This is a genomic window from Lentzea sp. HUAS12, assembly GCF_024125735.1.
In the GTDB taxonomy this organism is placed as follows: domain Bacteria; phylum Actinomycetota; class Actinomycetes; order Mycobacteriales; family Pseudonocardiaceae; genus Lentzea; species Lentzea albida.
Genome location: NZ_CP099738.1, coordinates 8,896,748 through 8,910,568, shown reverse-complemented (window position 1 = coordinate 8,910,568; position 13,821 = coordinate 8,896,748). Strand labels below are relative to the sequence as shown.

Annotated in this window: 13 protein-coding genes and 2 riboswitches; of the genes, 5 read left to right on the top strand and 8 right to left on the bottom strand. The window is 69.1% G+C overall.

From position 1 onward, the window contains the following. Window positions 1-46 precede the first annotated feature (46 nt). Together ND450_RS41870 and ND450_RS41865 are read right to left on the bottom strand one after the other, a co-directional pair. Window positions 47-895, bottom strand: a complete 849-nt coding sequence (locus tag ND450_RS41870) for a hypothetical protein (RefSeq protein WP_253323527.1) — start codon at window positions 893-895, stop codon at window positions 47-49. Continuing rightward, window positions 892-1,389 carry a SigE family RNA polymerase sigma factor gene (locus tag ND450_RS41865; protein ID WP_253323526.1) on the bottom strand — a complete coding sequence of 166 codons (498 nt, stop codon included), beginning with the start codon at window positions 1,387-1,389 and terminating at the stop codon, window positions 892-894. The genes ND450_RS41870 and ND450_RS41865 overlap by 4 nt, the downstream gene beginning before the upstream one ends. 88 nt (window positions 1,390-1,477) lie before the next feature. Here ND450_RS41865 and ND450_RS41860 point away from each other — a divergent pair, with 88 nt between their 5' ends. The 4 genes from ND450_RS41860 (at window position 1,478) to ND450_RS41845 (ending at window position 5,212) form a co-directional block, all read left to right on the top strand. Further along, a complete protein-coding gene (locus ND450_RS41860) occupies window positions 1,478-2,662 on the top strand; it encodes a metallophosphoesterase (RefSeq protein ID WP_371927570.1) in 1,185 nt (394 codons plus the stop codon). 108 nt (window positions 2,663-2,770) lie between these two features. Beyond that, a complete protein-coding gene (locus ND450_RS41855; protein ID WP_253323525.1) occupies window positions 2,771-3,937 on the top strand; it encodes a type III PLP-dependent enzyme in 1,167 nt (388 codons plus the stop codon). A 34-nt stretch (window positions 3,938-3,971) separates the two neighbouring features. Continuing rightward, entirely contained in the window at window positions 3,972-4,367 is a 396-nt protein-coding gene (speD, locus tag ND450_RS41850; RefSeq protein WP_030476957.1) for an adenosylmethionine decarboxylase, read from the top strand. Window positions 4,368-4,396: 29 nt separating this feature from the next. Then, complete coding sequence (locus ND450_RS41845) at window positions 4,397-5,212, top strand: spermidine synthase (RefSeq protein ID WP_253328139.1); 816 nt, start codon at window positions 4,397-4,399, stop codon at window positions 5,210-5,212. Between the two features lie 61 nt (window positions 5,213-5,273). Here the strand turns inward: ND450_RS41845 and ND450_RS41840 are convergent, their stop codons facing one another. The 3 genes from ND450_RS41840 to ND450_RS41830 all read right to left on the bottom strand — a co-directional run bounded on the left by ND450_RS41840 (window position 5,274) and on the right by ND450_RS41830 (window position 9,466). After that, on the bottom strand, window positions 5,274-7,322 hold the full coding sequence (locus ND450_RS41840) for a S9 family peptidase (protein WP_253323524.1): 2,049 nt from the start codon (window positions 7,320-7,322) through the stop codon (window positions 5,274-5,276). A gap of 147 nt (window positions 7,323-7,469) precedes the next feature. Further along, window positions 7,470-8,243, bottom strand: coding sequence for a DUF1295 domain-containing protein (locus ND450_RS41835; protein ID WP_253323523.1), 774 nt, complete (start codon window positions 8,241-8,243; stop codon window positions 7,470-7,472). Beyond that, window positions 8,240-9,466 (bottom strand): cyclopropane-fatty-acyl-phospholipid synthase family protein, encoded by a 1,227-nt coding sequence (locus ND450_RS41830; protein ID WP_253328138.1) that lies wholly within the window; start codon window positions 9,464-9,466, stop codon window positions 8,240-8,242. The genes ND450_RS41835 and ND450_RS41830 overlap by 4 nt, the downstream gene beginning before the upstream one ends. A 160-nt stretch (window positions 9,467-9,626) precedes the next feature. On the opposite strand from ND450_RS41830, the gene ND450_RS41825 reads away from it, so the two are divergent. After that, window positions 9,627-10,298, top strand: a complete 672-nt coding sequence (locus tag ND450_RS41825; protein WP_089917661.1) for a hypothetical protein — start codon at window positions 9,627-9,629, stop codon at window positions 10,296-10,298. Between the two features lie 511 nt (window positions 10,299-10,809). Here ND450_RS41825 and glyA read toward each other — a convergent pair. From glyA to ND450_RS41810, 3 genes are all read right to left on the bottom strand, one after another. Then, window positions 10,810-12,075: a serine hydroxymethyltransferase gene (gene glyA, locus ND450_RS41820; protein ID WP_089917091.1), complete on the bottom strand. Its 1,266-nt coding sequence runs from the start codon at window positions 12,073-12,075 to the stop codon at window positions 10,810-10,812. A gap of 14 nt (window positions 12,076-12,089) precedes the next feature. Continuing rightward, on the bottom strand, window positions 12,090-13,184 hold the full coding sequence (gene gcvT / locus ND450_RS41815) for a glycine cleavage system aminomethyltransferase GcvT (RefSeq protein ID WP_253323522.1): 1,095 nt from the start codon (window positions 13,182-13,184) through the stop codon (window positions 12,090-12,092). Window positions 13,185-13,280: 96 nt separating this feature from the next. Beyond that, window positions 13,281-13,372: riboswitch (glycine riboswitch) on the bottom strand. Then, window positions 13,373-13,463, bottom strand: a riboswitch (glycine riboswitch). It lies immediately after the preceding riboswitch. A gap of 45 nt (window positions 13,464-13,508) precedes the next feature. Next, on the bottom strand, window positions 13,509-13,811 hold the full coding sequence (locus ND450_RS41810) for a DUF3817 domain-containing protein (RefSeq protein WP_253323521.1): 303 nt from the start codon (window positions 13,809-13,811) through the stop codon (window positions 13,509-13,511). Between the last annotated feature and the right edge of the window lie 10 nt (window positions 13,812-13,821).

Sequence of the window (13,821 nt, the reverse complement as noted above, 5' to 3'; positions counted from 1 at the left end):
AGAGAGCGGCCACAGATCGTGACCGCCCTCCGGGTGGAACGAGAACTCAGCTGCCGAGCAGGAACTTCGGATCAGCCGCCAGCTCCGCGAGCTGCGGGGTGAAGAACGGCTGCGCGTCCAGCTTCGGATAGTCGCTGTGGGCGTACTCCTCCTCCTGCCCGACCGTCACCGTCCAGCCGTTGGCCGCCCGGTAGGACGCCCAGGTCGAGGCTGGCTGGCCGGGCCCGCTCATCGACGCGAGGGTCGCGACCTGCTTCCCGGCGACCTCGTAGGTCTTGCAGTTGCCGGAGCCGCCCCCAGGCCGCTTGAGGATCGCGCACGGCTCGGCCGGGTCCTCCGGGTTCGGCGTGGTCACACGCACCGTGAGCTTGCCGACCTTGTCCCCCTTCCGCACCGGCACGTACGCCGTGTACTCCCAGACCTCCGGCGTCTCGCCCTTGTCCGACGAGACCTGCGCCTGGCCGCGGAGCATGCCGCTGCGGAAACCCGGGTCCTTGTACTGCAGGTCGGGGGTGTCGTACCCAGCCGGCACGGACGCCTTCGCCAGCTCCAGCAGCTGCGTGCCGCGGTCGGCCTGCGGGCCGCTGGTGGCCGTCCGGTCGGTCTGCCCGACCGGCCACTGCTCGCCCCACTGCGTGTCGGGCACACCCGAACTGGAGCTGCTCGGACCGGCTCCCGTCATGTACTCCTTCGCGCCCTGCGGGTTCAGCGCGAACGCCGACCCGAGGCCGACGCCGACCACCAGCACGGCGACCACGGCTCCCGTGATCGACGCCCTCCGCCTCGACCGGGCCTTGTGCGCCCTGGCGAGCGCGTTGCCCGGATCCATCGACGGCGGCGGGCTGCTCGCCACCACCACGTCCTGGAAAGCTCGCTTGAGGTCCTCTTCGTTCATCGAACCCTCTCCTGCTCCGAGAGCAGGCCACGCAGCGTCTGCAGCCCCCGCGCGGCCTGGCTCTTCACGGTTCCTTCCGAACACTTGAGGACGGCGGCCGTCTGCTCGACGGACATGTCCTCCCAGTACCGCAGGACGAGGCACGCACGTTGCTTCGGAGGCACCTTCGCCAGCGCCTCCAGCAACACCATGCGCTCCTCGGGGTAGGAGCCCGGTGGAGCGGCCGAGTCGGTCAGGTCGTCACTCGCCGACTCGAACCGGAACCACCCGCGCCGTCGCTCGGACAGGAACGTCCGCACCACGATCTGCCTGGTGTAGGCGTCCAGCGCCTCGTGCCGCTCGATCCTGCGCCAGGCCAGGTACAGCTTGGTGAAGGCCTGCTGCACGAGGTCTTCCGCGCGATGCCAGTCGCCGCACAGCAGGTATGCCGTGCCGCGCATGGCGTCGGAACGGGCCGCGAAGTACTCCTGGAACGCGGCGTCCCGATCACTCATCAGGTTTCCCCCTATCTGCGGTGCCGGGTTACTCACGCCACCTGGGGCCTGGCGGGTTGCACGAGTTCGCGAAACGCATACTGATGTCGTGATTTTCCTTTTGCTCCTCGGCGTACCCGTCGCGCTGGGCCATTTGTACCTGTGGCGGCGGCTGGTCGTGGACACCACGCTCCCGCGCACCGCCGGACGCCGGATCGGCACCGTGGCGATCGTCGCCGCGTTCCTCGTGCTGATGAGCGCTCTGGTCGTCACGCGCAGGGTGCCGCCGGAGTACGGGAAGTTCTTCGCCTGGCCGGGGTTCGTCTGGCTCGCCGTGCTCTTCTACCTGGCGATCGCGCTCGGGATCGCCGAGATCCCGCGCCGGATCCTGCTCAGGCGCGTCGCGGCCGCGCCGGTGGCCGTGGGCGCCGGTCCCGAGCCGGTCGAACCGGTCGAGGTCGTGCCGGACCCGTCGCGGCGGCTGTTCATCGCGCGCTCGGTGGCGATCGGGTCGGGCATCGCGGCGAGCGGCGTCGTCGGGTACGGCATGACGCAGGCGCTGGGCGCCCCGCAGCTGCTGAACGTGCCGGTGACGCTCGACAAGCTGCGGTCGTCGCTGTCGGGCTTCCGGATCGCGGTCGTGAGCGACATCCACCTCGGCCCGCTGCTCGGGCGTTCGCACACCGAGCGGATCGTGCGGATGATCAACGAACAGGAGGCCGACCTCGTCGCGATCGTCGGTGACCTGGTCGACGGCACCGTCGCGGAGCTGGGCGAGGCCGCCGCGCCGCTGCGGGACCTGGTGTCCAAGCACGGCAGCTTCTTCGTGACGGGCAACCACGAGTACTTCTCCGGTCACGAGCAGTGGATCGCGGAGCTCGACAGGCTCGGCGTGAACCCGTTGCGCAACGAGGGTTTGACCGTCGCCGGCGGCATCGACGTCGTGGGCGTGAACGACGTCACCGGCAGGTCCTACGACGACGGGCCGGACTTCGGCCGCGCGCTGTCGAAACGCGATCCGAACAACCCCGTCGTCCTGTTGTCACACCAGCCCGTGCTGGTCACCGACGCGTCTTCGCACGGCGTCGACCTCCAGTTGTCCGGTCATACACACGGCGGACAGATGGTGCCGTTCAACTTGTTCGTGCCGCTGCAGCAGCCCAGCACCGCGGGGTTGTCGAAGGTGGACGACACGTGGCTCTACACCAGTCGTGGCGCGGGTTTCTGGGGTCCGCCGGTGCGCGTGGGCGCCCCGCCGGACATCACGATGATCGAGCTGCGTTCTGCTGGCTAAATCACACTCGCCTGGACTGGCTTGCGCACTTCGGGTGTTCAGGCCGTAGAGTGGACGGCCGTGCCCGCGTGCGGAACGCGAGGCGGATGAAGGGGGACCCCTGGGGAAATGACCGAGAGCTTCGCCGTTGATCGGCGCAACGAGGCAGAGGCTCGTATTCGGCGTTTCCTGGACCAGGAGAACCCGTCGACACCGTGTCTGGTGATCGACCTCGAGACGATTCGCGCGCGCTACCAGGCAATTCACGCGGCCATGCCGGCCGTCGACATCTTCTACGCGGTCAAGTCGAACCCGGAGTCCGAGGTCGTCGGCACGCTGGTCGCGGAGGGTGCGCGGTTCGACGTGGCGTCGCCCGCGGAGATCGACCTGTGCCTGGCGCGTGGCGCCGCGCCGTCGTCGATCTCCTACAGCAACCCCATCAAGAAGGCCGTCGACATCGCGTACGCGTACTCGCGCGGCGTGCGGATGTTCGTGTCGGACAGCGAGCAGGACGTCCGGTTCGTCGCCGAGCACGCGCCCGGTTCGTCCGTGCTGGTGCGGATCCTCGTCCACAGCAAGGGTTCCACGTACCCGTTCGGCAACAAGTTCGGTTGCGATCCCGAGATGGCGACGGACCTCTTGCGGCTCGCGCACGGGTTGGGACTCGTTCCTCTCGGAGTCGCGTTCCACGCGGGCTCGCAACAACTCTCCGTCGAGGGCTGGGACACCGGCATCGCCGACGCCGCCCTGATCGCCGCCAAGCTGCGCGCGGAGGGCATCGAGACCACGACGGTGAACCTGGGTGGCGGGCTTCCCGCCGTGTACCAGGAGTCCACGCCGTCACTGGAGTCCTTCGCCTCTGCCATCGAGGCTTCGCTCGCGCGACACTTCGGTGCCGTGCGTCCCAGGGTGATGATCGAGCCGGGCCGGGCGATCTCCGCCGAGGCCGGGATGATCCGTTCGTCGGTCGTGCTGGTGTCGCGGAAGTCCTATTCGGACGAACGCCGGTGGGTCTACGTCGACATCGGCCGCTACCAGGGTCTCGCCGAGACCGAGGGCGAGGCGATCGCGTACCGGTTGCGGACCTCGCGCGACGGCGGTCCCGCCGGACCGGTCGTGCTGGCCGGTCCCACGTGCGACGCGGACGACGTGATCTACCAGCACACCCGCTACGACCTGCCGCTCGACCTGCAGGCGGGCGACCACGTGGACATCCTCCACGCCGGCGCCTACACCTCCTCCTATTCGTCCGTGTGCTTCAACGGCTTCCCGCCGTTGGCCACGTACTGCATCTAAGACCGTTTGCACATCACATAGTTTGGAGTGATTGATGTCCGAAGCGCCCTGTCAGACCGAGGAGACCGTCGGTTTGTTCGCGGGACAGCACGTACTTGCAGAGCTTTCGGGTGTGAGTGCCGATCTGCTCGATGACGAGCAGTTCCTCAAGCACGCCCTCGGTGAGGTTCTCACGCAGGCCGACGCAACCGTGCTGGAGGTGATCTCCAAGAAGTTCGATCCCCAAGGAGTCACCGTGCTGGCCCTGCTGTCGGAATCCCATGCCTCGATCCACACGTACCCCGAAGTGGGTTCGGTGTTCGTCGACGTGTTCACCTGCGGTACTCGTGCGAAACCCGCGCTGGCCGTCCAGCTACTCGCTGACGCCCTGGGCGCTGCTCATGTGAGCACGGATCTCGTCACTCGTGGCGTCAAGGAGCATGTCGCGTGAACACCATCAACGAGCCTCTTGCCGAGGGCATGACCCGCCACTGGCAGGTGGACGAGGTGCTGGTCGACACCAAGACCGACTTCCAGCACCTGGTGATCGCCCGCACGGCCCAGGGGTTGTCGCTCTTCTGCGACAACGACCGCCAGTCGACGGAGTTCAGCCAGCTGACCTACCACGAGGCCCTGATGGTGCCGGCGCTGCTGCTGGCCGACACCGTCGAGCGCGTGCTGGTCATCGGCTCCTCCGAGGGCGTCGTGTGCCAGATGGCCGTTCAGCACGGTGCGACCGTCGTCGACCACATCGACATCGACGAGCAGGCCGTGAAGCTGTGCGCGGAGCACCTCCCGTACGGCTACACGATCGAGGAGCTGGCCGCCGCGGAGAAGGGTGACGGCCCGGTCCGCGTGCAGTACATCGACGGGTTCGAGTACATCCGCACGACGTCGGAGAAGTACGACATCGTGCTGGTGGACCTGCCCGACGAGCGCGAGGAGGAGGCGCAGCACAACCGCCTGTACGGCGCGGACTTCCTGCGCATGTGCAAGGCGCTGCTGCGTCCCGGGGGCGTCGTCGTCAACCAGTCCGGGTGCCAGACGATGTGGCGCAACACCACGCTGATCCGCTCGTGGCAGCGGTTCAACGAGGTGTTCGAGACGGTCGCGTACTACGGCTCGGACGAGCACGAGTGGGCGTACCTGTTCGGCCGCGCGGACGTCGTCGAGGACCCGACCGCGCTGATGGTCGAGCGGTTGAAGACGGCCGGGTACCAGCCCGAGTCGATCGACGACCTGGCGTTGCTGGGCAACAGCATCCCGCCGTACCGGGTGCGGCAGTCGCTGGCCTGACCGAGGCACGAGAAAGGGGCGCTTCCCGTTTCGCGGGAAGCGCCCCTTTTCGTTGCGGTCGCTACGCCAGCGACTGCTTCAGGAAGTCGACCTGCAACAGCAGGAGGTTCTCCGCCACCTGCTCCTGCGGCGTCATGTGCGTGACGCCCGAGAGCGGCAGCACGGTGTGCGGGCGGCCCGCGGCGAGCAGTGCGCTGGACAGGCGCAGCGTGTGTGCGGCCACCACGTTGTCGTCGGCCAGGCCGTGGACGATCATCAGCGGGCGGGAGAGCTTGTCCGCGTCGTCGATGAGCGAGTTGCGGTCGTAGACCTCGGGCTCGGCGTCCGGGTGGCCGAGGTAGCGCTCGGTGTAGTGGGTGTCGTAGAGGCGCCAGTCGGTGACCGGGGCGCCGGCGATGCCCGCGTGGAAGACGTCCGGGCGGCGCAGCACGGCCAATGCGCTCAGGTAGCCGCCGTAGGACCAGCCCCGGATCGCCACGCGCGTCAGATCGAGGTCGGGCTCGACCGCGGCGGCCGCTTCGAGTGCGTCCACCTGGTCCTCGAGGGTGGCGCCGGCGAAGTCGAACGCGATCGCGCGCTCCCACGCGAGGCCGCGGCCGGGGGTGCCGCGGCCGTCGGCGACCAGCACCGCGAAACCCTGGTCCGCGAGCCACTGCGAGGCCAGGAAGGCGTTCTGGGCCGACACGACGCGCTGGGCGTGCGGGCCGCCGTACGGGTCCAGCAGCACCGGGAGCTTGGTGCCGGGCACGTGGCCGGTCGGCAGCAGGAGCGCGGCGCGGAGGCCGCGTTCGCCGAGGGTCAGCATGCGCGGGGACGCCGTGATGACCGGCGTGTCCGCCCACGACTCGATCACGTGGTCGCCCACGCGCACCTTCGCTCCGAACCAGTCCAAAGTGGCCGACACGAGCACAACCGTGTCACCGCCCCGGACCGCGGCGTGCACACCGTCCTCAGAGGACAGCCGGGTGGTCTCGGCGCCGACCGAGTAGACGTGCGTCTGCGTCGGGTCGTCGGCGGAGGCGGCGACGAGGATCGAGTCGTCGCCGATGTCGAGGACCCGGCGCACCTGCAGACCGGACGTCAGGACGTCGTCGCCGACCTGCAACGCGTACTCGTCGCCGGAGCCCACGATCCGCACGAGGCGCCCGTCGGGGGTCCAGGCCGGAGCGCCGTCGCTCACCTCGAGCCACACCGGGTCGGTCTCGGTCGCGAGCTCGGTGACGGCGCCCGTGTCGGGGGCCAGGGTGTGGATCGTGCGGGTGCGCTGGTCGCGGGTCTGCGTGGTGATCAGCGGGGCACCACCGGACGACCAGTGCACGTCGTTGAGGTAGTCGAACTCGAGCAGCACCGGGACGAAGGTGCCGTCGAGCGACACGACGTGCAGCGACACGGCGGCGTTCTGCGTGCCCGCCGCGGGGTAGGCGATCTCGGTGGCGGCGGTGGCGGGGTTCGCCGGGTCCGCGATGTACCAGCGCTGCACCGGGGAGTTGTCCACGCGCGCGGCGATGAGCCGCTTGCCGCCCGGCTCCCACCAGTAACCGCGGTAGCGCGACATCTCCTCGGCCGCGATGAACTCGGCGAGGCCGAACGTCACGTCCTCGCCGTCCGGCACGGCGACGGCGTAGTCCTCGCCCGACTCCAGCTCGACCACCCGCAACGTGCCGCGCGTGACGTACGCGACGCGCTCGCCCGTCGGGTCGACGCGCGGGTCGATGACCCCGCCCTCGGTCGGCAACTCGCGGACGTCACCGCTCATCAGGTCGGCGACGAACAGACGGCCGGACAGCGCGAACGCGGCCACCGAGGCGTCCCGCGAGAGCGAGTAGCCGACGAGGCCGGCTCCCGACTCGCGCGTGCGCTCCCGGCGCGCCCTCTCCTCCGCGGGCAGATCCTCCGGGTCCGACAGCAGCGTCGCCGGGTCGGCGAGCAGACGTTCGGTTCCGGTGGAGGTGTTCAACTCCCAGAGGCCGTTCGCACGACCGGCGGCCGTGGCAGGGCGGAGGAAGAAGACACGTGCGCCGTCAGCCGACACCGCGAACGTCCTCGGTGCGCCGACGGTGAACCGCTGGGTGCGCGCCTGCTGGCGCGGAAAGGAGATGTCGTTGCCCACGGCCCCACACTAACCCGCGCTCCGGCCGTGACGGCACCGCGCGAGGACGGGGCGCTCACCCGCCTGCACCCGGCGCAGTTCGCCGCGGCGGTCTGACACCTGCCCGGTCCTGCTCGCGCTCGCACAAGAGCGCGAGCAGGACCGTTCTCAGGCCTTGGCTCGACTCTTCGGAGGCAGCGGGAAGAAGCCGCTGGTGCGCCGGACGTACTCGGCGTAACCAGGACGGCGCGACACGATGTCCTTCTCCAGCAACGGCTTGCCGCTGCCCTTCGCGAGCAGCCACGTCATGACCACCGGGCCGATGATCGTGAGCGCGGCGACCCACGAGTGCAACGCGAACAGGTACAGGCCCCACCAGACGACCGAATCACCGAAGTAGTTCGGATGCCTCGTGTAGCGCCACAACCCTCTGTCCATCACGGCGCCCTTGTTCGCCGGATCCGCACGGAACCGGGAGAGCTGCCAGTCACCCACGGCCTCGAAGACGAAGCCGACCAACCACACGCCAGTGCCCACCCAATCCAGCACTCCGAACGGGGCCGAAAGGTGCTGCGCGGCCTGCACCGGCAGCGACACGATCCACATCAGCACGGCCTGCAACAGGTAGACCCGGTACATCTTCAGGCGCGGATTTCCCTTGGCACGCCTCAGGATGTCCTGATACCGCGGATCTTCGTCCTTGCCCTTGTTGCGCGAGTGGATGTGCACGCCCAGGCGTACGCCCCACACCGCGGTGAGCGCGGTGATGATCCACTGCCGAGTCGGTTCGCCCTCCGCGAACACCAACGTGAGCACCGCGATCACGGCGAAGCCGGGGCCCCACACGGAGTCGATCAGGTCGTACCGCTTGCGGGAGTCCGCGTACAGGAACAGCCCGCTCAGCAGTGCGAGGACCGCGACGAGGGTGATCAGGAAGCTCATCGGGCGACCAGCTCACGCCGCACGCGCGGCATGCCGCTGCGCCCGTTCTCGCTCCTGCGCACCGCGAGGACCTGGTCAACCCCCATCCGCCCCTCCTCGAACGTCAGCGCGCCGCCCGCGAGGTACAGCCGCCAGACCCGCGCCTGCCCCTCACCGACCAGCGCGACGACCTCGTCCCACCGTTCCTCGAGAGTGTCCGCCCACGCGCGCACGGTCCACACGTAGTGCTCGCGCAACGCGTGCACGTCACGGATCTCGAGGCCGGCGCCTTCGAGGAAGCCCGTCGTCTGACTGACCGGCCGCATGTGCATGTCCGGTGCCACGTACGACTCGATGAACGCGCCGCCACCGGGCGCGTTGCGTCCGCGCGACATCTGCTGGAGCAGCAGGCGCCCCTCGGGCTTGAGCAACCGGTACAGCGTCGAGGCGTACTCGGGGTAGTTGCTCTCGCCGACGTGCTCGCCCATCTCGATCGTGGAGATCGCGTCGAACGGCTCGTCACGCACCTCGCGGTAGTCCTGCAACCGCACCTCGACGCGTCCGGTCAGCCCTTCGGCCTCGATCCGCTTGAGGATGTGCTCGCGCTGCTGCGCGGAGATCGTCACACCCGTCGCGTGCACGCCGTAGTGCTTCGCCGCGTGGATGATCATCGAACCCCACCCGCACCCGACGTCGAGCAGCCGCATGCCCGGCTCCAGGCCGAGCTTGCGGCACACGAGGTCGAGCTTGTTGTGCTGCGCCTGCGCGAGCGACTCGTCCTCGGACGTGAAGTACGCGCACGAGTACGCCATGCTCGGGTCGAGCACGAGCTGGTAGAACGCGTTGCTCAGGTCGTAGTGGTGCGAAATGGCGTCCCGGTCGCGGCTCTTGGTGTGCAGCGCGCCCTTGAGCCGCGCCTCCTCCTTCGGCGCGTCCGGGTTCGGCCCCAGCACCTTGAGCTTCACCGCGAGCTTCGCGACCTCCGAGATCTTCGGGCGCCGGGTGACACCCCGCCGCACGAGCCCCCAGATCTGCGAGAGACCGCTCGCGAGGTCTCCTTCCACGTCGAGCTCCCCGCTCACGTACGCGCGCGCGAGCCCCAACTCGTTCGGACTCCACACGAGCCGGCGCAACGCGTCCCGCGACCGGATCACGAGCACCGTGCCGTCCTGCGGCCCGGCGACGCTCCCGTCCCACGCCCGAATTCCGATCGGCAACGGCGCACCCAGCACCCGTTCGGCCATTCCCGCCAGCTGACCAGCGACGACCACCCTGCACCTCCTGCGTGACCTGGCTCCGCCAGACGTTCGAGCGGCGACGAGGTTCGGTTCGTTTCTGAACCGAGACGCAACCCCGCCCGTATGGCCTCGATAGAGCGAACGGATGGACAAGGAGGACATGAGTGTGATCCGACGTAACCGCATTGCCATCGGGCTCGCCGCGGGACTGGCAGTTGTGCTGGGTCTGGGTGTCTGGAGCGCCACGGGAAGTGGCTCGAACAACTCCAAGCCGGTGGCACAGACCGAAACCGACCTGGGCGTCCTCGGTGACTACGGCGACGTGGGTCAGCCCCCGGTACTCCAGGAACCCGCTGCGGCGCCCGAGACCCCCGTCCAGCAGCAGGCCCCCGAGACCCCGGCCGCACAGCCCGCGGCGCAGCCTCCGGCAGCAGCCCCGGTCAGCACGTTGAGGCTGGTCGGCAAGAGCGTCGACAAGATGGGCCAGGTCGTCCAGGACGGCGATGGCCGCACCCTCTACCGCTTCGACAAGGACGTCCCGAAGCCGGAGGGCAAGTCGAACTGCAACGACCAGTGCGCCGTGACGTGGCCGCCGCTGCTGTCGGACACGATCCCGCAGCTGGAGGGCGTCGACCAGAAGCTGGTCTCCCTGATCACCCGCGCCGACGGCAAGAAGCAGGTCGCCATCGACGGCTGGGCCCTCTACACCTATTCGAAGGACCCGGCGCCGGGCAAGTGGGCGGGCCAGGGCATCGGCAACACCTGGTTCGTGATCCAGCCCAACGGCAAGCGCAACGTCGAGTGCCTCCCGCCCGGTGTGACGGCCCCCGCGGCGTAACCCACAGCATCCCGTTAGGACGGTCCATCTGAGACACACATCACCCTGACACGGTGAAACCCCGGCCCTGGGGAAGGGGCCGGGGTTCCCGTCGTTTCGCTCTCGGGTCACGGAAGGGCGCCACCGGCAGCCGGTGGCGCCCTTCGCCGTTCAGCGACGGCCACGCGCCCGCCCTCCGCGAAGCCGAAGGCGAGCCATGCGATGGCGAAGCCGAGCCGTCCTGAGCACACGAACCTGGCGGTGGTGGCTCCCCCGCAGACGTAACCACCCACGCAACAGCAAGCCGCCGAACGCACCAGGCGTGCCATCAACCCGCCAGCGGCGTTGGACCGGCTCCTTGGGGAGTGTCGGGAGTCTGAGGGCAGAGCCCTCAGCCAACACACGCAACGCGCCCGCAAGCCAGCCGCCAGCAACCCGCAAGCTGACGCAGGCGTCCCTCCAAAAGGAAGACCCCCTGAGCCCAAACGCTGCTCAGGGGGTCCGACAAGATCAGAAAGCACGCATCAGGCTCTCAGAGCGTCGAGTACAGCGGGTGCTTCGCCGCCAGCACCTCGACCCGGGCCCGCAGCTCCTCAACAGCCGCACCGGGCTTCAAGGCCTCCGCGATCACATCCGCGACCTCGGCGAAGTCGACCTCACCGAACCCGCGCGTGGCCAACGCCGGCGTGCCGATCCGCAGCCCCGACGTGACCATCGGCGGACGCGGGTCGTTCGGCACGGCGTTGCGGTTGACCGTGATGCCGATCTGGTGCAGCACGTCCTCGGCCTGCTTGCCGTCCAGTTCGGACGACACCAGGTCGACCAGGACCAGGTGCACGTCGGTGCCCCCGGTGAGCACCTTCACGCCGGCCGCGGCGACGTCGGCCTGCGACAGGCGGTCGGCCAGGATCCGGGCGCCTTCCAGCGTGCGGCGCTGGCGGTCCGCGAACTCCGGCGAGGCCGCGTGCTTGAACGCCACGGCCTTGGCCGCGATCACGTGCTCCAGCGGGCCGCCCTGCTGGCCGGGGAACACCGCGGAGTTGATCTTCTTGGCGATGTCCGCCTCGTTGGAGAGGATCACGCCGCCACGCGGGCCGCCGAGGGTCTTGTGGGTCGTGGTCGTCGTGACGTGCGCGTGCGGCACGGGCGACGGGTGCAGGCCCGCGGCGACGAGGCCCGCGAAGTGCGCCATGTCGACCATCAGGTAGGCCTCGACCGAGTCCGCGATGCGGCGGAACTCGGCGAAGTCCAGCTGGCGCGGGTAGGCGGACCAGCCCGCGACGATCAGCTTGGGCCTGTGCTCCTGGGCCAGGCGCTCTACCTCGGCCATGTCGACGCGGCCGTCGCCGTCCGAGACGTGGTACGGCACGACGTTGTAGAGCTTGCCGGAGAAGTTGATGCGCATGCCGTGGGTCAGGTGGCCGCCGTGCGCCAGGTCCAGGCCCAGGATCGTGTCGCCGGGCTGCAACAGGGCGAACATGGCGGCCGCGTTGGCCTGCGCGCCGGAGTGCGGCTGGACGTTCGCGAAGCCGGCGCCGAAGAGCGACTTGATGCGCTCGATGGCGAGGCGCTCGACGACGTCCACGTGCTCGCAGCCGCCGTAGTAGCGGCGGCCGGGGTAGCCCTCGGCGTACTTGTTGGTCAGCACCGAGCCCTGGGCCTGCAGGACCGAGACGGGCGTGAAGTTCTCCGAGGCGATCATCTCGAGAGTGCCCTGCTGGCGTGCCAGCTCGGCCGCAACGGCCTCGGCCACCTCGGGGTCATACTCCGCGAGGGAAGCGTTGAACTGGTCGGACATCTGGAAGATCTCCCTTACTTGGCGCGCTTGTAGAACGGAAGTGCGACGACCTCGACCGGCTGCTTCTTGCCGCGGACGTCCACCAGCAGTTGGGTGCCCGGTTCGGCACTGGCCTTGGTCACGTAGGCCATCGCGACGGAGTAGCCGAGGGTCGGGGACAGCGCGCCCGACGTCACCTCGCCCACGACCTCGTCGCCGTTCAGCACCGCGTAGCCGTGGCGCGGGGCGCGGCGCTCGGGGGTCTTCAGTCCGACCAGGACCGAGTCCACACCGGACTCCGCGACCTTGGTCAGGGCGTCGCGGCCCACGAAGTCACCGGGCTTGTCGAGCTTCACGACGCGGCCCAGGTTCGCGTTGTACGGCGTGAGCGACGTCGTCAGCTCGTTGCCGTACAACGGCATCCCGGCCTCGAGGCGCAGCGTGTCGCGGCAGCCGAGACCGCACGGCTTGAGCTCGTGCGCCTCACCCGCGGCGAGCAGCGCCGCCCACACGGCGGACGCGTCGGCGGGCGCGACGAACAGCTCGAAGCCCTCCTCACCGGTGTAGCCGGTGCGGGCGAGCAGCGCGTCGACACCGGCCACGGTGGACGGGTACGAGGCGTAGTACTTGACCGTCGACAGGTCCGTTTCGGTGAGACCCGAGAGGATCTCGACCGACTTCGGGCCCTGGATGGCGATGAGCGCGTAGTCGGTCGACCTGTCCGTGACGACGGTGTCGAAGCCGGCGGCGCGCTCGACCAGAGCTTCAGCCACCACTGCAGCGTTGGAGGCGTTCGCGACGACCATGAACTCCTCGTCGCCGAGGCGGTACACGATCAGGTCGTCGATCACGCCGCCGTCGGCCTGGGTGATCATCGTGTAGCGCGCCTTGCCGACGGCCAGCGCGGAGATGTGCCCGACCAGCGCGTGGTCGAGGGCCTCCCCCGCGGCCGGGCCGGTCAGCACGATCTCACCCATGTGCGTGAGGTCGAACAGGCCGGCGGTGGTGCGCACCGCGTGGTGCTCCGCCAGCTCGGACGAGTAGCGCAGCGGCATCCGCCAGCCCGCGAAGTCGGTGAACATCGCGCCGAGCTGCTCGTGCTCGGCGTTCAGAGGCGTGAGGCGGGACATCAGAACGCTCCTCCAGGGTGCGCCGAAGAGCCGGACGCGGCCGGCTGAGGCATCAGAAGAATGACACGGTCCATCGGAGACTCCTCACTAGAGCGAGCCTCCCCCTCTGTCATGAGCCTGAGAGCTTCACCACCGGAGTGGCTTGCACCGTGGGCGAGGCCGCCGAGCGGCCTGCTTTCCAGAGTTGCCTTCGTCGCGCGGTACTTGTACCTGAGAGATTCCGGGGAGGAGTTGCTCCTTCGGCGCTCCCACCGAAGGGAGCTCTCCCGCGCGACGTCAACGGCCGTGTTCAGTTGGTAGCCCCAGACGCTAGCAGGCCAAACGTCACAGCGGCACGCCCTGCGCCGTCTTCTCGACCACCTTGCGCTCCGCCCAGAACGACAGGAACGGCACGGTGCCGGCGAGCAGCACGAGGGCGGTGCCCTTGATCGACCAGCGCAGCTTCAGCGCCAGGTCGACGGAAATCACCAGGTAGATGGCGTAGAGGAAGCCGTGGACCGGGCCGACGACCTTCATCGCGCCGCCCATGTCCGCGGCGTACTTGAGCACCATGGCCACGACCAGGAGCAACAGGAAGACTCCGACCACGTAAGCCATGACCCTGAACCGGGTCAACGCACCCTTCATCTGCCCGCCT